The sequence below is a fragment of the Pseudoalteromonas gelatinilytica genome, assembly GCF_001641615.1.
Classification (GTDB): Bacteria; Pseudomonadota; Gammaproteobacteria; order Enterobacterales; family Alteromonadaceae; genus Pseudoalteromonas; species Pseudoalteromonas gelatinilytica.
Map to the genome: position 1 here is coordinate 1 of NZ_LRRU01000022.1, position 21,341 is coordinate 21,341.

The following is a 21,341-nucleotide window of genomic DNA, read 5'->3' on the forward strand; positions in this document are numbered from 1 at the left end:
GCGTAACAGACAGAAGTTAAGACACTAAAGTAGACATTTACTTGATATCAGAATTCCGAATTTATTAATTTGCTCTGATGAGCGAATTAAAACCAAATTTGCTTGGTGACAATAGCGTTTTGGACCCACCTGACCCCATGCCGAACTCAGTAGTGAAACGAAACAGCGCCGATGATAGTGTGGCATTTGCCATGTGAAAGTAGGACATCGCCAGGCTCCAAATTCAGTCGCAAGACTTTAAATTAAAAATAATAAGAAAATTGAAAAGAATTTTCTTGGTGACAATAGCGTTTTGGACCCACCTGACCCCATGCCGAACTCAGTAGTGAAACGAAACAGCGCCGATGATAGTGTGGCATTTGCCATGTGAAAGTAGGACATCGCCAGGATCCAAATTAGAGAAAGCCCGATTCGAAAGAGTCGGGCTTTTTTCGTTTTAGCTATCAGCTTTCAGCCGTCAGACGTCAGCTGAAATACAGAGATATCAGAGGTTAGATGTCAGTTGAACTGTGTGGTTGTTTAGTACCGAGACTCCCTCAGCAACATCCCCGTAGGAGGCACTTCAGTGCCGAATAGACAGGAGACATCAGACGTCAGATAATAGATGTTAGTTGATCTACCGGGTTGTTATGTAACTGAGTCACCCTCAGCAACAAAACCCCGTAGGAGGCACTTCAGTCGAATTCAGACCAGAACAAACATATTCATGGCTAAAGCCAATCCTACAAGCACACTTTACCTAAAGCCTAAAGCCTAAAGCCTCCGGCAGAGGGAGACGCAGCACCAAACAACCCCACCGTGCGGCTGAACGCTGACGGCTGAAAGCTGATAGCTCTGTGTTGGGTTTCGCTGCGCTCTACCCAACCTACGCCAGATCCTCAAACTTTACTCTTTCTAACTCGTATCTTTCCCCTCTCTAACTTGCAACTTTACTCTCACAAACTTGCTTCACTTACCTTGTTATGCGATAAAGCGTTTTATATTTGTAATACAATTAAGGTTTGCTGTGTCTCGTAAGAAAACGACCAAGTCAAAAGGCTCTTCAGGTTTAAATCGTAAAAATAGTGAAGCATTTATTGCTAAGTTCTCATCGCATCCAGATACGCATCTATGCCCGTCGGGTTTAATGTATAAAGTGATTGATGATGTTGCAGGAGAGAGCGTATCAGAGTTCGATACAGTGGTTATTAATCAACGTATTATGCTTGCAGATGGCAGTGTCATTGCCGACAGTTATAAAGCGGGTATGCCTGAGGTTTTCGCATTATCCGAAGCTATAGAAGGGTTAAGAGAAGGGTTGCTATTAATGAATATCGGCTCTCGTTATGAATTTGTGATCCCCCCAGAGCTTGCTTGGGGTAAAAAAGGTAACGGTGGCAAGATTGGCGCAAATGCAGTGCTGCATTTTGATGTTCGTTTAATGCGTTTAGCTTAACTCTCTGAGCATAACAGCCTTAGCATAAGTCGACAGAGTATATAAAACGCGTTAACGTTCACTATTGGTATACTGAGGAACATTATGGACGCATTTACTTCACGAGTTTACTTTCTTCGCCATGGCGAAATCGCTACGCCTGGAATTCTTTCTGGGCAAATCGATGTCGATTTATCAGAGCTTGGTCTTAAACAAATGCGCCAAGCTTCTGCTGAGCTCATAAATTTAAATGCCATATATAGCTCTCCGCTAAAGCGTTGCTCAGTCCACGCTGATTATTTAGCAAAACAACACTTATGGCATGTACAGTATAATAATGCCCTGAAAGAGTTTAATTTTGGTGATTGGGATGGCCAAGATTACCAACAGCTTTGGCAGCAAACGAGTAAACCTCATATCGGTGATTTTTGGCAGCACCCTTGGCAAGTAAACGTACCTAATGGTGAATCTATGGCAGACTTTTACGCTCGGGTAGAGGCATGGTGGCACACGTTTTTGCAATCATTGTGTGAATCTAAGCATGAACAGTCATTGGTAATTAGCCATGCTGGGGTGATTAAACAAATTCTCGCTATTGTTTGTCAGATGCCAAAACAATCAGCCACACATTTAAATGTTTTCCATATTCCTTATGCAGGGCTAATTACAGTTGATGTATATATAGATGAACAAGGACAAGCTTGGCCTAAAATTGTTTTTTAGCCATCTAGAGCGATATTCATTGAATTATTTACTTAGCCCGCCATAATACTCATATGCTATGGAATGGGGTGAAATTCTCCAGCTGTTCCCGCAACTGTAATCCATCTAAATAATGGTCAGCCAGATACTTAGCACTAACAATTAATCATCGAGCGGGTCAACTCACGTCATTTTCTGGTACTTACCAGTGCTTTCTTGTGCGTTGCGATTACTCGCCAAGAGAGAATAAGCTTGCAACAAAATAGCCTTAGCGCTGCGCCATTAATATCAGTGTCTGATTTAAGTTGGGGTACTGCGAATAAAACGATACTTAAATCAATTAACCTTGAGTTAAAAGCAGGGCAATTTATCGGTCTACTCGGCCCTAATGGGGCGGGTAAATCAAGCTTGCTGCGTTGCCTTTATCGTTACTTGAAACCTCAGCAAGGGGTTGTGCTGCTTAGCGGTCAAGATATTTGGCAAATCAGTGCTGATGAATATGCAAAGCAGGTTGCTGTGGTTTTACAAGAGTCTCCATCGCAGTTTAATTTGTCTTTGTTCGATGTAGTGAGTTTAGGCTTAACACCTCATAAGCGACTTTTCAGCGGCACTTCTGCCAATGATAAGCAGCGAATATATCAAGCTATAGAGCAGGTTGGTTTGTCTCATCATAGTGAGCAAGCATTTGATTCGCTCTCAGGTGGCGAAAAGCAAAGAGCGCTTATTGCACGCTCTATCGTACAACAACCTAAGTTGCTCATCATGGATGAGCCTACCAGTCACCTTGATGTTAAATACCAAATTCAAATAATGGAATTAGCAAAGTCCCTTGATGTGACTGTGCTTGCCTCGTTTCATGACTTAAATCTTGCCGCGAGTTTATGTGATGAACTCATCGTGATTGATGAGGGGTGTTTGGTTTGTCAGGGGCAACCAAAAGCGGTTCTTACTGAGCAGCTGTTGAGTGATGTATTTGGTGTCTGCGCAGCGGTATCTGCTCACCCGCAATCAAGTACTGATAAGTTTATTCCGCACATCACTTATTTTTATGGCTATCAGACACAGGAGCATCAAAATGACTGATGCAATGCGTTTAAGTATATGTGTTGTCGTAGGGCTTATTAGTTGTTTTTTAGCACTGAGCTTTGGTGCTGCAAATACGCCACTGAGTGATGTTTTTAATGGCTTGTTTAGTCAAGGTAGCGATGAATTTGTACAGCGTATTATTTGGCAATTGCGTATGCCAAGAACGGTGCTGGCATTTTTAGCGGGATCTGGGCTGGCTCTGGCAGGACTAATTTTACAGACTGTAACCCGAAACCCGCTTGCTGACCCTTACTTGTTTGGTATTTCTTCTGGGGCTTCATTTGGTGTGGTGTGTTTTATAGCCCTAACCGGTGTGAGTTTTGGCTTTAGTATGTCAGTTGCTGCATTTGCCGGAAGCTTACTTTCTATGCTGTTGCTTATTGCTATAGCAGGGCGTCGTCATGTTGGCCAAGTTGAAGCCATGTTACTCGCTGGTGTTGCTTTATCTTTTTTATTTAGTGCTCTGACTAGTCTGCTGCTTTATTTTAGCGATCCGCAAGCCATCACCGCCATTTTGTTTTGGACGATGGGCAGTTTTTCTCGTGCCCAGTGGGACACTCTTTGGCTGCCATTTGCCGTTATTATTGCCTGTATGACGCTGATGATTGCATTTCGTCGTCAGCTAAATGCAATGCTGCTCGGTGATGAAAGTGCAGCGACTTTGGGTATTCATGTGCAACGCTTTCGGATCATGATGCTGCTGCTAAGTTCATTAATAACAGCGGTGCTTGTTGCTATGTGTGGGGGTGTTGGTTTTGTCGGCCTGATGATCCCACATATTGTGCGCTACTTTTCGCCGCAAGGCAGCAGCCATAACTTAGTTATGACATCCTTGGTAGGTGGCATTTTTATGGTGTGGGTCGATGTGTTATGCCGAACCCTATTGAATAACCAAGAACTACCTGTTGGTGTGATCACAGCCGCTATCGGTAGTGTGTTCTTTTTATTCTTACTTTATTTTCGTAAACAGAGCAGGTAGCTAATGTTTAATATCATGCCTCTTAATCAGCAATTTTCAGCTTTAATTCAACAAAAAATAGACCTTAAAACAAAGCCGCTAGGCGCTTTAGGTCAGCTTGAAAGTTGTGCCAAACAATTAACGCTTATTTTTTCAAAGCAGCTTGATAGTGAGCAGGCGCTAGTTGCCTTTAAACCGGTTATTTCAAACCCTTCTCTAATTGTATTTGCGGGCGATCATGGTGTGGCAAGCCAAGGTGTGTCAATTGCTCCTAGCAGCGTTACATCACAAATGGTGGCAAACTTTGCAGCAGGAGGCGCTGCGATCAACGTGTTTTGCCGTCAGCTGGGCTGGCAGCTGGAAGTTGTTGATGCAGGAACACTCAGTACTTCACACGATAAAAGTGTGCATAACCAGCGTTTAGGTGACATCACTGCACCACTGAATACAGAAATGGCCATGTCACTTAGCCAGGTTGAAAAAGGGTTTGCATTAGCCAAGCAGCGAGTTCATTCACTCTATGAGCAAGGCTGTAATACCATCGCCTTTGGTGAGATGGGCATTGGCAATACCACAAGTGCTGCGGCATTAATGGCTGCCTTGTTGTCGTTACCAGTCAGCCAATGTGTTGGTAAAGGCACAGGTGTGAGCGACGAGGTTATCGCTAAAAAAATCAAGGTTGTCGAGCAAGCCCTCCAATTGCATCAAGCTCATTTTGACGACCCATTAATGACGCTTGCGGCATTAGGTGGTTTTGAAATTGTTCAGATCACCGGTGCTATTTTAGCTGCTGCGGAGCTTGGCATGGCCGTGATCGTGGATGGCTTTATTTGTACTGCAGCGGCACTTGTTGCAACTCACATTAATGCAAACGCTCGCGATTACATGATATTTGCTCATGCCTCTGATGAACAAGGGCATAAAGCAATGCTCAATGCCTTGCATGCAGCACCATTATTGCAGCTTGATTTACGTTTAGGAGAGGGCACCGGGGCTGCGCTTGCTTTACCTTTACTGCAAGCATCTTTGGCGTTTTATAATGACATGGCAAGTTTTGCCGATGCCAATGTTGAGCAAGTTGTCTGATATGAGCGCTGAACAACACACTTCTGATTCTATCCCAAGTCAGCTTCAGCTATTTTTGCTAGCGCTTAGTTTTTTAACGCGTATCCCCGTTAAATTAAACTTTGCAGTATCGAGTCAGGCACTCAATCAGGCCAGCCGCTATTTTGCATTGGTCGGTGTGATATTAGGTGCACTTTTAGCGTTGAGTTTTTTACTGTTAAGTTGGTTATTCCCTGCTGCCATTGCAGTCGCGTTAGTTATGGCGTTTAGCTTGATAATCACAGGGGCATTTCATGAAGATGGCCTTGCTGATGTCTGGGATGGCTTTGGTGGTGGTTGGCACGTTGCAGATAAGCTGAGCATTATGAAAGACAGTCGCTTAGGTACCTATGGTGCTGCAGCGCTTGTGATGGCCTTATTAATTAAGTACCAAACACTTGTAGCACTTAGTGAAGTAACCAGTACTGTGATTATTGCACTTGTTTTAGGGCAAAGCTTAAGTCGGGTTGTCGCAACAAGTTTAATTGCAGACATGGACTATGTAAGTCAGGACGCCACATCTAAAGTAAAACCAATTGCGATGCATTTAAGCACGCAAAGTTATCAAATACTGTTAGCAACAGGCGGTGCGGTGTTAGCAATTGCATGGTTGTTTTTTGGCTTCACTTTAGGGCAATTATTAATACTCATCAGTGTGCTTTGTGTTACTCGCTTACTATTGAAGCGCTGGTTTGAAAAACAGCTATCAGGCTACACCGGCGATTGCTTAGGAGCAGCCCAGCAAGTATCTGAGCTTGTTACTTACCTTTGCTTGGTGAGTTTATTATGAGCCAACAACATACTTTAATTTTAGGCGGTGCTCGCAGCGGTAAAAGCCGTTTTGCTGAGCAGCTGGCAACAGATTCAAACAAGCCGCTTATCTACATTGCCACAGCAAATGCGGGTGATGAAGAAATGACAGCCCGAATTAACAGGCATCAAGCAGAGCGCGCTAAGCATTGGCAACTTGTCGAAGAGCCTTTGTATTTGGCTAAAGCACTACAACAACATAGCCGAGCTGAAAACTGTATTCTAGTGGACTGTTTAACCTTATGGTTGAGTAATTGCTTATGCCAGCATGGTGAAGCATTTTGGCTTGAGCAAAAAGCGGCCTTACTCGATGTGCTATCGCTATTGCCGGGTGAGGTGATTTTTGTCAGCAATGAAGTCGGTCATGGCATTGTGCCGCTCGGTGAATTAAGCCGTCAGTTTGTTGATCATTCAGGTTGGTTGCATCAAGCCTTAGCACAGCAAGTTGCACGTGTTGAGTTTGTAATTGCAGGTCTTGCACAAACTTTAAAAAGAGAACAATGATGAAAACATTAATGGTGCAAGGCACGACCTCAGATGCAGGTAAAAGTACCCTTGTAGCAGCACTTTGCCGGATCTTTGCAGAGCGAGGCATAAAGGTTGCGCCCTTTAAGCCACAAAATATGGCGCTAAATAGCGCCGTAACCGCAGATGGTGGCGAGATAGGTCGCGCACAAGCTTTGCAAGCTGTGGCCGCAAAAGTCCCCGCAGAAGTCGATTTTAACCCTATCTTATTAAAACCTAACAGTGATACTGGGGCGCAGGTAATCGTTCATGGTAAAGCGCTGTCGAATATGGAAGCGGGCAGTTATCACGACTACAAAAAAGTGGCGATGGATGCAGTTCTTACTTCGCAGCAGCGCTTAAGTGAGCGTTTTGAATTACTGGTTGTGGAAGGTGCTGGGAGCCCCGCAGAAATTAACCTGCGAGAAAACGACATTGCTAATATGGGTTACGCTGAGGCGGTTGATTGCCCAGTGATCATCATTGCCGATATCGATAAAGGCGGCGTTTTTGCCCATTTAGTCGGAACATTAGCCTTGTTGTCTGAGTCAGAGCAGGCTCGCGTTAAAGGCTTTGTAATTAATCGTTTTCGGGGGGATATTGCGTTATTGCAAGGTGGCCTTGATTGGTTAGAGCAATACACCAATAAACCAGTGCTTGGGGTGCTACCTTATTTACATGACTTAGCACTCGATGCTGAAGATGCCGTTGCTATAACTAATCAGATCGATAAACCACAATTACGCATAGCAGTGCTGCTACTTCCTCATATTAGTAATCACACAGACTTTGATGCACTGCGATTACAACCCGAAATCGATTTACAGTATGTACGTCATACCCAGGCTATTCCAAGTGTTGATCTGATTATTATTCCGGGCAGTAAAAATGTACTGAGCGATTTAGCGTTTTTAAAAAATGAAGGTTGGCATAAACAAATAACACGTCATTTACGCTATGGCGGTAAAGTGCTAGGAGTATGTGGTGGGCTGCAGATGTTAGGCAACTACCTTGCAGATCCATATGCTGTGGAGTCTAATTTAGGCAGTGCTGAAGGACTCGGACTTGCTGACTTTGAAACGCAATTAGGGCAACAAAAAGTACTAAGCCAAGTCTCTGGCATTCTTCATTTAAACAATCGCGATAAAGCAATTTCAGGTTATGAAATTCACGCCGGGATTAGTCAAGGGCCGGCACTTGATAAGCCATTTTTGAGTTTTAATGAACACCCAAGTGGATTCAAAGTAGATGGTTTTATTAGTGATGATAACCAAGTAGCAGGTACTTACTTACATGGCTTGTTCGATACCCCTGAAGGCGTATCTGAGCTAATAACTTGGCTTGCACCAAATAGCCAAATTAAGCCGATTGATATTAACTTAAACCGTGAACAGCAGTTAAACCGTTTAGCTAGTGTAGTAGCAGAGAATCTCGATATTGAACAAATCATCAATATTTATGAGAACTTCAGTTTAGAGACATAAGGAACAACAATGAGCGAACAGAATCAAGATAAGCACCAACAACGCCAGCAAAAAGTAAAAGAAAAAGTCGACGAACGGATTGCTGCTGCACAAAAAGAGCAGGGTATTTTTCAGGTTATAACTGGCAACGGTAAAGGGAAATCGACTTCTGGGTTTGGTACTGTTGCACGTGCGGTAGGTCACGGAATGAAAGCAGCTGTATGTCAGTTTATTAAAGGCACATGGGAGTGTGGTGAACGCAACCTACTCGAAAAAGCGGGGGTTGAATTTGTTATTATGAACACCGGTTTTACTTGGGAAACACAAAACAAAGAGTCAGATACCGCTGCTGCGCAAGTGACATGGCAAGAAGCAAAAAGAATGCTGAAGGATGAGTCAATTAACCTCGTTATGCTAGATGAAATAACCTATATGATCACCTACGGCTATATTGATTTAGACGAAGTGCTAGAAGCCGTTAGCTCTCGTCCTGCTATGCAATCGGTGATTATTACAGGTCGTGGTGCGCACCGTAAACTAACCGACTTAGCTGATACAGTCAGTGAAGTCAGAAACGTAAAACACGCTTTTGATGCAGGAATAAAAGCGCAAAAAGGGTTCGATTTTTAACATGAGAACCATCAAGTTTGCACTCTTAGGTGTTTTATTTTATTTGCCTGCATTGGCTCAGGCTCATGAAATTAAAGAGCCGCAGCGTATCGTAGCCTTAGCACCGCACATTGTTGAAAACCTATTTGCGATTGGAGCAGGAGAGCGCATTGTCGGTACCGTTGACTATGCAGACTTTCCTCAGCAAGCGAATGATATCGAACGAGTAGGCGGCTATTACGGAATTAACATGGAAAAGCTGTTGTCGTTAAAACCAGACTTAGTTCTGGCTTGGAAAACGGGTAACAAAGCCGAAGATCTCGCTTACATTGAAAAATTAGGTATTCCGGTAGCGTATAGCAATCCAAATCAGGTTGATAATGTGGCTGATGAACTACGTAAACTAGGCACGCTTACGCATTTGCAAACCAAGGCAAATAAAGTAGCTAAAGAGTTTGAAACTAAACTCAATGCTATTCGCAGAGCGCAAGAAGGCAAACCGAAAGTCTCGGTGTTTTATCAATTATGGCCTGAGCCAATGATGACAGTTGGCGGAAACACTTGGATCAATCAGCTATTAACTATTTGTCATGCGGATAATGTGTTTGCTAATAGCGATACCGACTACCCGCGCATTAGTATTGAAAATGTATTGGTTGCCAATCCAGAGGTAGTGATTATTCCAGATGAAAAATCGAAAAAGCCTCAGCCAAAAATTGATTGGCGACAATGGCCTGAACTACCTGCGGTGCAGCATAACCAGTTTATTAGTGTAAACGCAGACTTATTGCACCGTTTTACAACCCGTATGCTTGATGGTTTGACCGACATGTGTGGTAAAATAGACGTTTCTCGTCAGCAAATACAGGCTTCAAAATGATCGATTGGCAAACATTTCTAGATACCGAGCTTGCTAAACCCTACATGCAAGAAACCTTACAATATGTGGCCGATAGACGCGCAGCAGGCGTTAGCGTTTATCCCAAAGATGAACAGGTATTCTCTGCTTTTGATGCCACCCCTCTGAGTGAAGTCAAAGTGGTTATTTTAGGGCAAGATCCTTATCACGGAGAAGGCCAAGCCCATGGCTTGTGTTTTTCGGTATTGCCTGAAGTTAAAAAGCTGCCGCCGTCTTTGAAAAACATGTACAAAGAACTGGCAACAGATATCGAAGGTTTTGAGATACCTCATCATGGCTATTTGCAAAGTTGGGCTGAGCAAGGCGTGTTTTTACTCAACACTGTACTAACGGTTGAGCAAGGTCAGGCTAATTCTCATAAACACCTTGGTTGGGAGCAATTTACCGATGCAGTGATTGCGCTTATCAATCAGCACTGCGACGGTGTGGTGTTTGTGCTCTGGGGCGCACATGCTCAGAAAAAGGGTAAGCGCATTGATACCTCGCGTCATCATGTGATCCAAGGTCCGCATCCATCACCGCTTTCTGCACATCGTGGCTTTTTTGGTTGTCAGCATTTTTCAAAGACAAACCAGCTACTTACTGATCAAAATAAAGCACCAATCAATTGGTCATTGCCACAAATTCTATAGAAAAAATGCAAAAGGCCCTTACGGGCCTTTAATTAAAAATCTAATTCATCAAGCTCAATGCTTTCAGTGAAATAGTCTAACTCCTGTAGTTCTTTGCGAAGTCTGTGCTTATCTTTCAAAGCTTCGATTTCGCGCCATTTTCTTTTTTTGTTTTTTTGAGAGGTCTTTCTTGTTGTACTAGGACCTTCTAATATTTCTAAAATATCGTCTAGGCTATCCATGAACTTCTCCTATTGATTTTTTTAACCTCGGAAATACCTATACCACAGGCTGCTCAAAAATAGAATAAAAAAGTGACAATACTGTTACAGAACTGTGATTGATAGATGAATAGATCAATGAGCGGAGATTTTTTAGAAACAAAAACGCCACCTAGCGGTGGCGTTTTAAAAAATGATGTCGTGTGAATTACATCGCTTTGAAGCGAGCTTCTAATTCAATTTGAGCTTCAGCAAAAGAGCGGATACCTTCAGCTAATTTCTCTGTTGCCATAGCATCTTGGTTGTGTAACCAACGGAACTGGCTTTCAGTTAATGGTGCTGGTTTTTCTTCAACAGTAAAGTCGCTCTCTAGTAGGTATTCTTGTGCATCTGTTAATTGGCCAAGCTCTTCTAAAAGTGCTGGGCTAATCGTTAGCTTATCACAACCTGTAAGCGCGATGATTTCGCCTGTGTTACGGAAGCTTGCACCCATAACAACCGTTTTGTAATCATGGCGTTTGTAGAATTCGTAAATGCTACGTACTGACTGCACACCAGGATCGTTTAGCGGATCTGTTGGTTTTTCCATGCCGTTAGCAACGTGCCAGTCTAGGATACGGCCAACAAAAGGTGAAATTAAAAATACATTCGCATCGGCACATGCGCGAGTTTGTGCTTCAGAGAATAACAGCGTTAAGTTACACTTAGTGCCTTCTTTTTCAAGCTGTTCTGCAGCTTTGATGCCTTCCCAAGTTGATGCAACTTTGATTAGGATTTTATCTTTGCTAACGCCTTCTTTTTCGTAAAGGCTCAGTAACGTATGTGCTTTGTCGATAGTCGCTTGGGTATCAAATGATAAACGTGCGTCAACTTCTGTTGAGATATAACCCGGAACGATTTCGCTAATTTCTTTACCAATTAATACAGCAAAGTAATCACATGCTAATTCAAGTTGTTTAGCTGCATCTTGCTCGGTTTCTTTGGCATATTGCCACGCTTTATCTAAATAAGGCTTATACGCTTCAATTTCACTGGCTTTTAAAAGTAGAGATGGGTTTGTTGTTGCATCTTCTGGTTGGTGCTTTTTGATAGCTTCGATATCACCTGTATCTGCAACAATAGATGAATGTTGTTTAAGCCTTTGTAGTGCTGAAGTCATTTGCTTTCCTCATTCCAAGCAAGTTAATAGAAAATCCATTATAGCGGCCTTAATGCTGCAACACTATGACAGTGTTTAATAGGTCAAATGTCCTCAATTTGGAAAACTAAGGCATTATGTATGAAAGTGCAGCGGATTAAGGCAGGACGAAACAAAACGTGCATTTTGATTCAATTAATGTTGAAATTGACATCAAACAAATTACAAGTCAATAGCTAAGTATGATCACTGTTATTTCACCAGCAAAAAATTTAGATTACGAAACACCAGCCACGACCGATAAATTCACTCAACCTGAATTACTCGAGCACAGCGAAGAGTTAATGTCAGTTTGCCGTGATTTAACACCAGCTCAAATTGGTAGCCTAATGAAAATCAGCGATAAACTAGCTGGTTTAAATGCAGCACGATTCGCTGAGTGGTCACAGCCATTTACGCAAGATAATGCAAAACAAGCGGTGCTAGCATTTAATGGTGACGTATACGGTGGTTTAGAAGCGCAAACTCTTAGCGATGCTGACCTTGATTACGCACAGTCAAACTTACGTATTTTGTCTGGCCTTTATGGTGTGCTTAAGCCATTAGATTTAATGCAAGCTTATCGCCTTGAGATGGGCACTAAATTAGAAAACCCACGCGGTAAAAACTTATATCAGTTTTGGGGCAGTGTCATCGCCGAAAAGCTTAATACAGTGCTTGCTGAGCAAGATAGCAAGTATTTAGTAAACCTTGCTTCGAACGAATATTTTAAAGCGGTTGATAAAAAAGCATTAAACGCACAAATCATCACCCCACATTTTAAAGACTGTAAAAACGGCCAATATAAAGTGATCAGCTTTTATGCTAAAAAAGCTCGCGGCATGATGGCGCGTTACATCATTGAAAATAAAATTACCCAATTAAGTGATTTAAAAGATTTCACCGTTGCGGGTTATTATTTTAGCAGCGATGCAACAGTAAAAGAATTAGAGCCTGTTTTCTTACGAGAAGAACAAAACTAATTCTGAGTTTAAAAGAATTTGTTAAAGCCGTGCTAAGCACGGCTTTTTTGTGCTTGTATGAAACTGGCGCTTATTTTGCAAAACACTTGTTATGTTTCTTAATGTATCAGGTAGTCGCATGTTAAAAATACCAACCGTCGGTGAGGCCGAAAAACTTATAGAAGAAAAGCTCGGTGGCTGGGTTGATATCATCATAAGCCATATTCCAAATTTCATTGTCGCAGTGATCATCACCATTGTATTTTCATTGCTGGCGCGTCTTGTCGGTTCAATGCTCAGAAAACTATTACGACGTTCATTAGAGTCTTCACAAATCGCCGACTTAATGTCATCGATAGTGAAGGTTATCGTGTTATGCGTAGGTTTATTTGTAGCCCTTGATTTCTTGGGCCTCAGAGGCACGGTCACCTCATTACTAGCCGGTGCGGGTATCGTAGGCCTCGCTATTGGTTTTGCCTTTCAGGATATGACAGAGAATCTTATAGCGGGTATTGCTATGGGGATTCGCAAACCATTCAAAACAGGAGATGTAATCCGCACCGAGAGCGTGTTTGGTACCGTTAAGGCGATTAACCTTCGAAATACCCTCATTGAGAATTTTTATGGACAACTCATCTTAGTGCCTAACAAGATTCTATTTAGAAATATACTCAGCAACTACAGCACCTTAGGTGTGCGTCGTATCGAGGTGCCTGTGGGTATTTCGTATGCCGACGACCCCGAGCAAGCCGCTGAGGTGATTGTTAAAAAAATCAATGAGTTTGATTTTGTTATTAAACAAGAAGAAACCGCCGTATACGCCGAAAGCTTTGGTGATAGCAGTGTCAACTTATTGGTTTGGTTTTGGATTAAATATCCCGGCGAAGCGGATTTCATGACCGTTCGTCACAAGGCTGTTGTGGCAGTAAGAAACGCGCTAAGCGAAGCTGACATGACCATCCCATTCCCAATCCGCACATTAGATTTTGGTATCAAAGGCGGCGAGAAATTAAATGCCATGATAAGCGAAAAACACCAAGATAAAGACGTAGAAGCACAAGCGACTGGTGAGTAAAATTTACTGACTCATCGGCGTGATTTACACAGGGAAGTGTTTGAGGGGGGGGAAGCCAAGTAAAAGGTATAGTTGATTACTAGCACCAATAAGCTAAGCTTGATTGTAGTAGTACTAAGTAGGATTATATCTGGATTTGATCTGTTTAAGATGAGTAAATTATGGCGATGGTAAAAAAAAGTATCACTGTGACTGCCCAACAAGAAAAATGGATGCAAGCACAGCTCGCTTCAGGTAATTATGCGAGTGACAGTGAGTTACTTAGAGATTTGATTAGAAAAGAGCAAATGCGAGCTTCTGAAATTGAAGCTATTCGTATGAAATTGATTGAAGCAGAGAAAAGTGGACTTTCAGATAAATCACCAAGTCAAATGTTAGCTAGTTTCAAGGAAGAAGCGAGTAAGGATGGGAAGTTATAAACTTAATATTCAAGCCGAAGCTTCTTACTCAGTGATTATTGCTGCAATACCTAATTTTTAAGCAATAACAACGATAGCTTTCTAGGCAGAATGAATAAGTGAGCGCTCTCAATATTTTGGATGTTGCACAGTTTTGCCCAACGCCTCTGCCGATAATATCCTCTTTGCATTCCATGCTTTCACGTCTGGAACACTGAAAAATTATCTATTACAACTTTCATGTTGTAGCTATTTACATTCCTTATAAACTCTTTGTAAGATCTCACGTTTTGTGGGTATATCATCTCTTTGATTTTCAATGTTATAGATACTATCTACATACCCATTCATTGTAGTTAATCTAGTGATAACGTTATCAGTCATATTAAAAGCATTACAAGGCATTATAAACATACGTGTAGAAGTATTACCGTTCCAGTTAGTTACCCCGCTTGGTTTTCCGTAGAATCTATTACCATCCAGTTTTATTTCAAAGCCATCTAAATTTTCAATCCCTTCCCATTGTACCCAGAGCTTAACAGTTCCATCATCTTCAATTACTGCTCTTGTAAACCTGTATGCGGGGGTAAATGTAGAATCTCCCTCAAAGCGGGCATTGCTATCATAAATTTGCCAGTAAACTTCTTTATGACTTTTTCCTGTCATTGGATCAACATAGGTTTCTGTACTAGTTGATTTACAACCCACAAGAGAAGTAATTATGCTGACAGTAATTAAAAATAATTTTTTCATACTAATTCCTTTACTCGAATTAAAAAGCCTCCCAAATAGCTGTATAAAAAGGAGAGGTTGTTCCGTCAATAAAATATTTTTTACTCAACTAATCTTAACGCGAAATAAATTTCACGCCTATAATAAAGTATTGCACCCTAAAAACAGGTATGCTCAAATCGGCTTATCGCTGACAGCTTGAGGCTTACAGCTTTGTTAAAGTTTTGTCCTACAAAAAAAGCGCAACCAGTTTAACTGTTTGCGCTTTTTTATCTATTCGATATGCGAATTATTAGTGAAGGATACGGGCTCTAATTGTACCTTCAACAGCACTTAGTTCTTTAAGTGCCACTTCTGAGTGATCTGTATCGACATCAATAACTACGTAACCAATTGCTTCGTCAGTTTGTAAGTATTGAGCTGCGATGTTGATACCGTGCTGTGCAAACGCTTGGTTAATTTGCGTTAGGATACCCGGGCGGTTGTGGTGTACGTGTAATAAACGGCTACGGTTTGCAAGCTCAGGTAGTGATACTTCAGGGAAGTTAACCGCAGTAATGGTTGAACCATTATCTGAGTACTTAGCAAGTTTACCCGCTACTTCAATACCGATATTTTCTTGTGCTTCTTGAGTTGAACCACCAATGTGTGGCGTCAAAATCACGTTATCAAAACCACGTAGAGGAGAAACAAACTCTTCATCATTAGATTTTGGCTCTACAGGGAATACGTCAATTGCAGCGCCGCTCAGCTTTTTCTCACGGAGTGATTCAGCTAGTGCATCGATATCAACAACGGTACCGCGAGATGCGTTAATTAAAATAGCGCCTTGCTTCATTACTTCAAGCTCAGCCATACCGATTAGGTTTTTCGTTTGCGGCGTTTCAGGAACATGTAAGCTAATAACATCAGCACGTTGTAATAACTGAGTTAGGTTATGAACTTGCGTTGCATTACCTAGTGTTAGCTTGTCTTCAATATCGTAAAACTCTACGTTCATACCGATATTTTCAGCCATGATACCTAGCTGTGTACCAATGTGGCCGTAACCAATAATGCCGAGTGTTTTACCACGGGCTTCGAATGAACCATTGGCTGATTTTAACCAACCACCGCGGTGTGCTAGGGCATTACGCTCTGGAATACCACGAAGCAGTAATAAGATTTCACCAAGTACTAATTCTGCAACAGAGCGGGTGTTTGAGAATGGCGCGTTAAATACCGCAATACCACGTTCACGGGCACCTTGCAGGTCGACTTGGTTAGTACCGATACAGAAGCAGCCGATTGCGACTAGCTTTTCAGCTGCTTCTAATACCGCTTCATTAATATGAGTGCGAGAACGAAGGCCTACAAAGTGCACATCTTTAATGCGCTCAATTAGCTCGTCTTCAGGTAAGGATGTTTTTACGTAATCAATATTGCTGTAGCCATTACGCTTAAGCGTTTCTACAGCACTTTGGTGCACGCCTTCCAGCAAGAGAATTTTAATTTTGTCTTTTGCTAACGATACCTTACTCATATCCTCATTCCTATTTACTTTATTTGCGGCCCATTTTTGGTGCCGATAATGACTTTATCTGCACCGCGATGGGCAAATAAGCCGTTTGTTACTACACCAACAATCTGGTTGATTGTTAGCTCTAATTCTTTGGCATTGCTGATATCTAAATTATGTACGTCTAAGATGACGTTACCGTTATCTGTTACAACACCTTCGCGGTAAACAGGGTCACCGCCAAGTTTAACAAGTTCACGCGCTACATAGCTGCGTGCCATTGGGATCACTTCAACAGGAAGTGGAAATGCGCCTAATGTTGTAACTTCTTTTGATTCATCAACAATACATACAAATTGCTTTGCTACTGCAGAAACGATTTTTTCACGAGTTAGCGCAGCGCCACCGCCTTTGATCATTTCATTGTGTGGGTTGATTTCGTCTGCGCCATCAACATACACATCAAGACTTGATACTTCGTTTAGCTCAAACACTTCAATACCCAGTGCTTTTAACTTTTCTGTCGAAGCTTCAGAGCTTGAAACCGCACCAATAATGGTGTCTTTTACAGTACCCAGTGCATCAATAAAATGATTTACTGTAGAGCCTGTACCTACACCAACAATGGTATTTTTGTTTACAAACTCGAGAGCTGCCCAGGCAGCGGCTTTTTTTAATTCATCTTGCGTCATAATTATGTGCTCAGTTAGCTGTCAGAGAAGGCCTATAGTATACAAACAGTTTGCTTACCATTGGTAGATTTTCTCTGGGGTTATAATGTGTTTTAACGGTACATCCCATGATTCAATCGGCAATGCCGGCACATGCTGACATTGATGGGCAAGACCAATCAAAATTGGTTTTTGCCAATTCTCTAGGTAATACCGAGCCAACGTTTTGTCATAAAACCCACCGCCCATTCCTAAACGGTTACCTTGATCATCAAATGCCACTAACGGCATAAGTAAAATATCAAGCTTGTCTAAAGGACATATTTGACTGCAATTTAACTTGGGCTCCAAGATACCATAGCGATTTGCAGTCATGGGTGAATTTTCTTCATACCTCTGAAAGTATAAAGTTGTGCCATTGAAGGGGTGAATTATAGGTAAGTATAAATGCTGTTTTTGCATCCATAATTCTTTAATTAACAATGAGGTGTCTAATTCTCCGTCATTACTAAAATAAATGCCTATGTGGGCATTTTTGGTGGTTTTTAGTGATTTTAAGTGTTGAGTAAAATTCATTTTCAGCGCAATTGCTGCATTTTTTTGTTGTTCTACAGTCAGTGAATTGCGCTTTTTTCGAATGGATTGTCTAATTTCTGCTCGTGTGTTGCTCATGTCAATATTAGTATTAACTTTCTAAAAAGGAGAAAAGTTCAGGAAAAAGTTCCACCACACCTAAAATGATCAATAGCACAATGACCATCGCAATAAGCGAATAGAGTAGGGTGTTTGAACGCTTTTTAACGGGCTCTGTTAATTCTTCTTCAAGCAGTAGATCATCTTCTTGCCAGCTATCGTCGCTATCAACAACGCTGTTGTTCTCAAGTTCAGGTAAACGTTGCTCTAAGTCATCTAGCTTTTCTTCTAGGCGAATAAGGCTACTGGTGATGTAATCAAGCGCATCAAAAATGCGTTCTTCACGCTCTTTGGTTTGTGCTGCCGCATCTGTTGATTGCGTGCTGGTGGCTGCTTGATTAATTGGTTGGAGCTTGGCTTTAATACCTACACTGGCTAATAACTTAGCTTGCTTTAATGCTTTGTCTTGCTCGCTTGGTGCAAATAATGGCTTATGCTCAAACAGGGCAGCGACTTTGTCAGTGGTTGTTTTTAGTTTTGCGGCTAGTTGCTCTGTTGCTTGTGCTTGCTCAACACCGGCCTCAAGCCCTGCAAACATTACACGAAATTTTTCTGCCATTAGCTGATTATCCAAATCCTTAAATCAATGACTTGAGTATATACCCAAAAAGATTAGCGGAAAAACAAAAGCCCGTATAAAACGGGCTTTTTCTATTTTGGTTTGCAAATACGCTGGTTAGTATTTAGCAGCTTTGCCTTCGACTGGGAGTGATTTAAGGATAAAATCACGTAAGTCATTGTTTGATGACTCAAGATCTGCATGACGTAAATACATCATGTGACCACTGCGATAGCCTTTAAAGCTTAAGCGGTCTTTCATTTTGCCACTTGGGTCTAACTGCCACATTGTGTATTTAGCATCAAAGTAGTTTGTTGCACCGTCGTAGTAACCAGACTGGATCATCACGTTTAAGTATGGGTTTTGTGCCATCGCTAAACGTAAGTTTTCACCAGTATTGTTGCCTGTGCGATCCCAAGGGTGCACATTTCCGAACAGGTTATATTTGATATCTGTTTTGTAATTAAGCTCTTCACGAAGGTAATAGTTAATTGCAGGCGTGAATGAGTGTAACCATGACGTAAGCTCAGCCCAGTAATCAGGAGACTCACCTGCATCACGTTTGTCGATACCTAGGTAACGAGAATCTAAACGACCAACCGTTTGACCACGCTCACGTAATAGTTCTTTCCAGAAGAAGTTTGTTGGAATATCTAAGTTGTTTTGCTCAACAAACTTTTCAGATAAACCCGCGTATTTAGCTGCTTGCTTGATGATGGCTTGTTTTTCATCTGCAGGTAAGAAACCACCTTTAGCAATCGCTGGTAAGAACTTATTCACTGTGAATTGTTCAACTTCAGGAAGTAACTCGTCTAAGTCTTTTGCTTGTAAGTCTGCGCTAAGTGCTTTGTGGTACCAAGCCGTTGCCGCAAAGTAAGGTAAGCGGTTTGCAGCTTCTACAGGGCCCTCACGTTTAATACCAATTTCAGTTGGTGATACTAAAATAACGCCATTGATATACATCCACTGACGGTTTTGTAATTCGTGAGCAAGACCCGAAACACGAGTCGTACCATAGCTCTCACCAATTAAGAACTTAGGTGAGCGCCAGCGCTCGTTGCGCGAAACAAAGGTATTTAGCCACTCTGCTAAGTATTTGATGTCTGCGTTAACACCAAAGAACATTTTTTGCTGGTCGGATTTACTTGGTAGTTCACCCTTCTCGTTTTCAAGAACGCGCGAGTAACCAGTATTAACAGGGTTGATATAAACGATATCAGCCACATCTAAAATTGAATAAGGGTTATCTTTTACACCATAAGGTTGAACTGGGTAGCCCTCGTCATCAATTTTTAATACACGTGGTCCAGTATAAGCAAGGTGCATCCACACAGAGGCAGAGCCAGGGCCGCCGTTGAACGAGAATACAAGAGGACGTTTTGTTCTGTCGTCTACTTTATCGCGAGTATAATAAGTATATTGCAGTGTTGCGACAGCATTGCCTTGCTCGTCCCATACTGGTTGAGTGCCAGTGGTTGCGGTGTATGAAAAGCGTTCACCATTAATGCGGGCTTTGTGCTCAGTAACCACTTTACTGTCTACGTCGATGCGACGTTCATTATCAGCAAAGCTTGGTGTGCTGAAGGTCAGAGTTAGTGCTGTCACTGACAAGCCAATAAAACTAACTAGTTTCATGTTGATTCCTTATTATTCGAATTGCAGCTATTAAAAAGTAAAGCCAACTCGATGACAAACTAATGAGACTAGTGACCAATATTAGCCGTTAAACAGAAAAATAGCCGAAAATGCTGAGCGGATTACAAAAAAGTGCATTTTTTTAGCAAAGATATTTTGCTTAATTATTTAGCTAGATTAAAAAATGACGTATATTTAGCGTGTTTATAATCTGTGTACACGTGCTTAAGAAAGAGAAGTTGCAATGCAAAGAGTATTAGTAGTTGAAGACAGTAAAGTAGTACAGCAAGTGTTACGTCACCTCGCTGCTCACTATTTAGATGTGGCTGTCGACTTTGCGTGGTCTTTAAAAGAGGGCGTCTCTTTAATATCAGAGCACGATTACACCTTGGCTTTAGTCGATTTAACGCTACCTGATGCGATGAACGGCGAAGTAGCTAAATACACCTTATCAAAAAACATCCCGACCGTTGTTCTGACATCAAAGATTGATGAATACATTCGCCAGCAAATGTTAGAGCTGGGAGTGGTTGATTATGTCGTTAAAGATAACCGCGACTCCTACCATTATGCGATAAAACTTGTTGCACAATTACTTAGAAACGATGGTAGCAAAGCGCTGGTAGCGGATGACTCAGTACTAAGCCGCACTTTAATGAAGCAAATGCTCGAAAAGCAATTATTTGATGTGCGTGATGCCCAAGATGGTGAGCAAGCACTCCAAATACTTAAAGATGACCCTGAAATCAAGCTATTACTTACTGACTATGCTATGCCAACGATGGATGGTTTTGAGCTAGTTAAAGCGGTACGTAATTTCCGCGGCCGTGATGACTTAGCAATTATCGGCTTATCAGGTGCTGGTAAGCATGGGTTATCGGCGCGCTTTATTAAATACGGCGCAAACGACTTTTTAACTAAGCCGTTTATGAATGAAGAGTTTCATTGCCGCGTTATGCAAACCATGGAGCAGCTTGCTTTAATAGCAGATATAAAAGAAAGCGCATACCGCGACCATTTAACAGGCTTGCATAATCGTCGCTATTTTTATCAATACGCTGAAAAACTGCTTAAAAATGTTGAGCAAGAAAACGTACTGGCTTTGCTTGATATCGACTTCTTTAAAAATGTGAACGACCAGTTTGGTCACGAAGCCGGTGATCAGGCACTAAAACAAGTGTCTTCATTTTTAAAGACTAAATTTGATGACTTCACCATAGCGAGAATTGGCGGCGAAGAATTTGCTGTGGTACTGCATAATATGGATTTAGCTAAGGCCGAATCAAGGCTCAATACCTTCAGAGAGCAGTTAGCGAGTCATGCCTTTTCAATTAATGGTGAGCCTTACTCATTAACCATGAGTATTGGTATGACCCAATTCCAAAAAGTATCGCTTACAGCCGCAATGCGCATTGCTGATAAGGCGCTATACCAAGCTAAACAGCAAGATCGGAACTGCTTAGTGAAGCTATAGTTGTGCTAATTGCACCAGCGCTGGTTAATTGTTAAAAAAATGCACCATTAGGGTGCATTTTTTTTG

General features: G+C 41.8%; 23 protein-coding genes, 2 rRNA genes and 1 riboswitch. Of the genes, 17 read left to right on the forward strand and 8 right to left on the reverse strand.

The genetic code is table 11. The annotated features are described in order from the left end of the window. The first annotated feature begins 101 nt into the window (after positions 1-101). From rrf (NH153_RS17245) to ung, 13 genes are all read left to right on the forward strand, one after another. A 5S ribosomal RNA gene (rrf, locus tag NH153_RS17245) occupies positions 102-216 on the forward strand. A gap of 58 nt (positions 217-274) precedes the next feature. Then, positions 275-389, forward strand: a 5S ribosomal RNA gene (rrf, locus tag NH153_RS17250). A gap of 617 nt (positions 390-1,006) precedes the next feature. Further along, positions 1,007-1,435, forward strand: a complete 429-nt coding sequence (locus tag NH153_RS17255) for an FKBP-type peptidyl-prolyl cis-trans isomerase (protein WP_063706214.1) — start codon at positions 1,007-1,009, stop codon at positions 1,433-1,435. Between the two features lie 84 nt (positions 1,436-1,519). After that, positions 1,520-2,137 (forward strand): histidine phosphatase family protein, encoded by a 618-nt coding sequence (locus NH153_RS17260; protein ID WP_063706216.1) that lies wholly within the window; start codon positions 1,520-1,522, stop codon positions 2,135-2,137. Between the two features lie 60 nt (positions 2,138-2,197). Further along, positions 2,198-2,265: riboswitch (cobalamin riboswitch) on the forward strand. A gap of 103 nt (positions 2,266-2,368) precedes the next feature. Further along, a complete protein-coding gene (locus tag NH153_RS17265) occupies positions 2,369-3,199 on the forward strand; it encodes an ABC transporter ATP-binding protein (RefSeq protein ID WP_063706219.1) in 831 nt (276 codons plus the stop codon). Continuing rightward, positions 3,192-4,181: a FecCD family ABC transporter permease gene (locus tag NH153_RS17270; RefSeq protein WP_063706221.1), complete on the forward strand. Its 990-nt coding sequence runs from the start codon at positions 3,192-3,194 to the stop codon at positions 4,179-4,181. The genes NH153_RS17265 and NH153_RS17270 overlap by 8 nt, the downstream gene beginning before the upstream one ends. Positions 4,182-4,184: 3 nt before the next feature. Further along, positions 4,185-5,246 (forward strand): nicotinate-nucleotide--dimethylbenzimidazole phosphoribosyltransferase, encoded by a 1,062-nt coding sequence (gene cobT / locus NH153_RS17275; protein WP_063706223.1) that lies wholly within the window; start codon positions 4,185-4,187, stop codon positions 5,244-5,246. A gap of 1 nt (position 5,247) precedes the next feature. Beyond that, on the forward strand, positions 5,248-6,054 hold the full coding sequence (locus NH153_RS17280) for an adenosylcobinamide-GDP ribazoletransferase (RefSeq protein ID WP_063706225.1): 807 nt from the start codon (positions 5,248-5,250) through the stop codon (positions 6,052-6,054). Then, positions 6,051-6,578: a bifunctional adenosylcobinamide kinase/adenosylcobinamide-phosphate guanylyltransferase gene (gene cobU / locus NH153_RS17285; RefSeq protein WP_063707175.1), complete on the forward strand. Its 528-nt coding sequence runs from the start codon at positions 6,051-6,053 to the stop codon at positions 6,576-6,578. The genes NH153_RS17280 and cobU overlap by 4 nt, the downstream gene beginning before the upstream one ends. Continuing rightward, positions 6,578-8,062, forward strand: a complete 1,485-nt coding sequence (locus NH153_RS17290; protein WP_063706227.1) for a cobyric acid synthase — start codon at positions 6,578-6,580, stop codon at positions 8,060-8,062. The genes cobU and NH153_RS17290 overlap by 1 nt, the downstream gene beginning before the upstream one ends. Before the next feature lie 9 nt (positions 8,063-8,071). Beyond that, positions 8,072-8,671, forward strand: a complete 600-nt coding sequence (cobO, locus tag NH153_RS17295) for a cob(I)yrinic acid a,c-diamide adenosyltransferase (protein ID WP_054562333.1) — start codon at positions 8,072-8,074, stop codon at positions 8,669-8,671. 1 nt (position 8,672) lies between these two features. After that, on the forward strand, positions 8,673-9,530 hold the full coding sequence (locus tag NH153_RS17300; protein ID WP_063706229.1) for a cobalamin-binding protein: 858 nt from the start codon (positions 8,673-8,675) through the stop codon (positions 9,528-9,530). Next, complete coding sequence (gene ung / locus NH153_RS17305) at positions 9,527-10,201, forward strand: uracil-DNA glycosylase (protein WP_063706231.1); 675 nt, start codon at positions 9,527-9,529, stop codon at positions 10,199-10,201. The genes NH153_RS17300 and ung overlap by 4 nt, the downstream gene beginning before the upstream one ends. 32 nt (positions 10,202-10,233) lie before the next feature. Here ung and NH153_RS17310 read toward each other — a convergent pair whose 3' ends face one another. Together NH153_RS17310 and tal are read right to left on the reverse strand one after the other, a co-directional pair. Further along, complete coding sequence (locus tag NH153_RS17310) at positions 10,234-10,422, reverse strand: DUF3545 family protein (RefSeq protein WP_063706234.1); 189 nt, start codon at positions 10,420-10,422, stop codon at positions 10,234-10,236. Positions 10,423-10,609: 187 nt separating this feature from the next. Next, the gene (gene tal / locus NH153_RS17315; RefSeq protein ID WP_063706236.1) at positions 10,610-11,560 is read right to left on the reverse strand and encodes a transaldolase; all 951 of its coding nucleotides are present in this window, start codon (positions 11,558-11,560) and stop codon (positions 10,610-10,612) included. Between the two features lie 221 nt (positions 11,561-11,781). Between tal and yaaA the strand changes: the two genes are divergently transcribed. From yaaA to NH153_RS17330, 3 genes are all read left to right on the forward strand, one after another. Further along, positions 11,782-12,561: a peroxide stress protein YaaA gene (gene yaaA / locus NH153_RS17320; RefSeq protein WP_063706238.1), complete on the forward strand. Its 780-nt coding sequence runs from the start codon at positions 11,782-11,784 to the stop codon at positions 12,559-12,561. A 118-nt stretch (positions 12,562-12,679) separates the two neighbouring features. Beyond that, positions 12,680-13,615 carry a mechanosensitive ion channel family protein gene (locus NH153_RS17325; RefSeq protein WP_063706240.1) on the forward strand — a complete coding sequence of 312 codons (936 nt, stop codon included), beginning with the start codon at positions 12,680-12,682 and terminating at the stop codon, positions 13,613-13,615. 161 nt (positions 13,616-13,776) lie between these two features. Next, positions 13,777-14,034, forward strand: coding sequence for a ribbon-helix-helix domain-containing protein (locus NH153_RS17330; protein WP_063706242.1), 258 nt, complete (start codon positions 13,777-13,779; stop codon positions 14,032-14,034). 228 nt (positions 14,035-14,262) lie between these two features. Here NH153_RS17330 and NH153_RS17335 read toward each other — a convergent pair whose 3' ends face one another. The 6 genes from NH153_RS17335 to NH153_RS17360 all read right to left on the reverse strand — a co-directional run bounded on the left by NH153_RS17335 (position 14,263) and on the right by NH153_RS17360 (position 19,801). Continuing rightward, the gene (locus tag NH153_RS17335; protein ID WP_063706244.1) at positions 14,263-14,766 is read right to left on the reverse strand and encodes a hypothetical protein; all 504 of its coding nucleotides are present in this window, start codon (positions 14,764-14,766) and stop codon (positions 14,263-14,265) included. A gap of 271 nt (positions 14,767-15,037) precedes the next feature. Then, positions 15,038-16,267, reverse strand: coding sequence for a phosphoglycerate dehydrogenase (serA, locus tag NH153_RS17340; protein WP_063706246.1), 1,230 nt, complete (start codon positions 16,265-16,267; stop codon positions 15,038-15,040). 14 nt (positions 16,268-16,281) lie between these two features. Further along, positions 16,282-16,935, reverse strand: coding sequence for a ribose-5-phosphate isomerase RpiA (rpiA, locus tag NH153_RS17345; protein WP_063706249.1), 654 nt, complete (start codon positions 16,933-16,935; stop codon positions 16,282-16,284). Between the two features lie 54 nt (positions 16,936-16,989). Then, the gene (locus NH153_RS17350; protein ID WP_063706251.1) at positions 16,990-17,586 is read right to left on the reverse strand and encodes a 5-formyltetrahydrofolate cyclo-ligase; all 597 of its coding nucleotides are present in this window, start codon (positions 17,584-17,586) and stop codon (positions 16,990-16,992) included. Between the two features lie 13 nt (positions 17,587-17,599). Then, positions 17,600-18,166 carry a hypothetical protein gene (locus NH153_RS17355; protein WP_063706254.1) on the reverse strand — a complete coding sequence of 189 codons (567 nt, stop codon included), beginning with the start codon at positions 18,164-18,166 and terminating at the stop codon, positions 17,600-17,602. Positions 18,167-18,283: 117 nt separating this feature from the next. Continuing rightward, positions 18,284-19,801, reverse strand: a complete 1,518-nt coding sequence (locus NH153_RS17360; RefSeq protein WP_063706256.1) for a S10 family peptidase — start codon at positions 19,799-19,801, stop codon at positions 18,284-18,286. Positions 19,802-20,045: 244 nt separating this feature from the next. On the opposite strand from NH153_RS17360, the gene NH153_RS17365 reads away from it, so the two are divergent. Further along, positions 20,046-21,275 (forward strand): diguanylate cyclase, encoded by a 1,230-nt coding sequence (locus NH153_RS17365; protein ID WP_063706258.1) that lies wholly within the window; start codon positions 20,046-20,048, stop codon positions 21,273-21,275. The last annotated feature ends 66 nt before the right edge of the window (positions 21,276-21,341 follow it).

Coding starts and splice junctions, on each gene's coding strand:
- yaaA (WP_063706238.1), top strand. CDS start 11,782: ATGATCACTGTTATTTCACCAGCAAAAAATTTAGATTACGAAACACCA.
- ung (WP_063706231.1), top strand. CDS start 9,527: ATGATCGATTGGCAAACATTTCTAGATACCGAGCTTGCTAAACCCTAC.
- serA (WP_063706246.1), bottom strand. CDS start 16,267: ATGAGTAAGGTATCGTTAGCAAAAGACAAAATTAAAATTCTCTTGCTG.
- NH153_RS17270 (WP_063706221.1), top strand. CDS start 3,192: ATGACTGATGCAATGCGTTTAAGTATATGTGTTGTCGTAGGGCTTATT.
- NH153_RS17260 (WP_063706216.1), top strand. CDS start 1,520: ATGGACGCATTTACTTCACGAGTTTACTTTCTTCGCCATGGCGAAATC.
- tal (WP_063706236.1), bottom strand. CDS start 11,560: ATGACTTCAGCACTACAAAGGCTTAAACAACATTCATCTATTGTTGCA.
- NH153_RS17365 (WP_063706258.1), top strand. CDS start 20,046: ATGCAAAGAGTATTAGTAGTTGAAGACAGTAAAGTAGTACAGCAAGTG.
- NH153_RS17335 (WP_063706244.1), bottom strand. CDS start 14,766: ATGAAAAAATTATTTTTAATTACTGTCAGCATAATTACTTCTCTTGTG.
- NH153_RS17330 (WP_063706242.1), top strand. CDS start 13,777: ATGGCGATGGTAAAAAAAAGTATCACTGTGACTGCCCAACAAGAAAAA.
- NH153_RS17280 (WP_063706225.1), top strand. CDS start 5,248: ATGAGCGCTGAACAACACACTTCTGATTCTATCCCAAGTCAGCTTCAG.
- NH153_RS17325 (WP_063706240.1), top strand. CDS start 12,680: ATGTTAAAAATACCAACCGTCGGTGAGGCCGAAAAACTTATAGAAGAA.
- NH153_RS17360 (WP_063706256.1), bottom strand. CDS start 19,801: ATGAAACTAGTTAGTTTTATTGGCTTGTCAGTGACAGCACTAACTCTG.
- cobO (WP_054562333.1), top strand. CDS start 8,072: ATGAGCGAACAGAATCAAGATAAGCACCAACAACGCCAGCAAAAAGTA.
- NH153_RS17355 (WP_063706254.1), bottom strand. CDS start 18,166: ATGGCAGAAAAATTTCGTGTAATGTTTGCAGGGCTTGAGGCCGGTGTT.
- cobT (WP_063706223.1), top strand. CDS start 4,185: ATGTTTAATATCATGCCTCTTAATCAGCAATTTTCAGCTTTAATTCAA.
- rpiA (WP_063706249.1), bottom strand. CDS start 16,935: ATGACGCAAGATGAATTAAAAAAAGCCGCTGCCTGGGCAGCTCTCGAG.
- cobU (WP_063707175.1), top strand. CDS start 6,051: ATGAGCCAACAACATACTTTAATTTTAGGCGGTGCTCGCAGCGGTAAA.
- NH153_RS17290 (WP_063706227.1), top strand. CDS start 6,578: ATGAAAACATTAATGGTGCAAGGCACGACCTCAGATGCAGGTAAAAGT.
- NH153_RS17310 (WP_063706234.1), bottom strand. CDS start 10,422: ATGGATAGCCTAGACGATATTTTAGAAATATTAGAAGGTCCTAGTACA.
- NH153_RS17300 (WP_063706229.1), top strand. CDS start 8,673: ATGAGAACCATCAAGTTTGCACTCTTAGGTGTTTTATTTTATTTGCCT.
- NH153_RS17350 (WP_063706251.1), bottom strand. CDS start 17,586: ATGAGCAACACACGAGCAGAAATTAGACAATCCATTCGAAAAAAGCGC.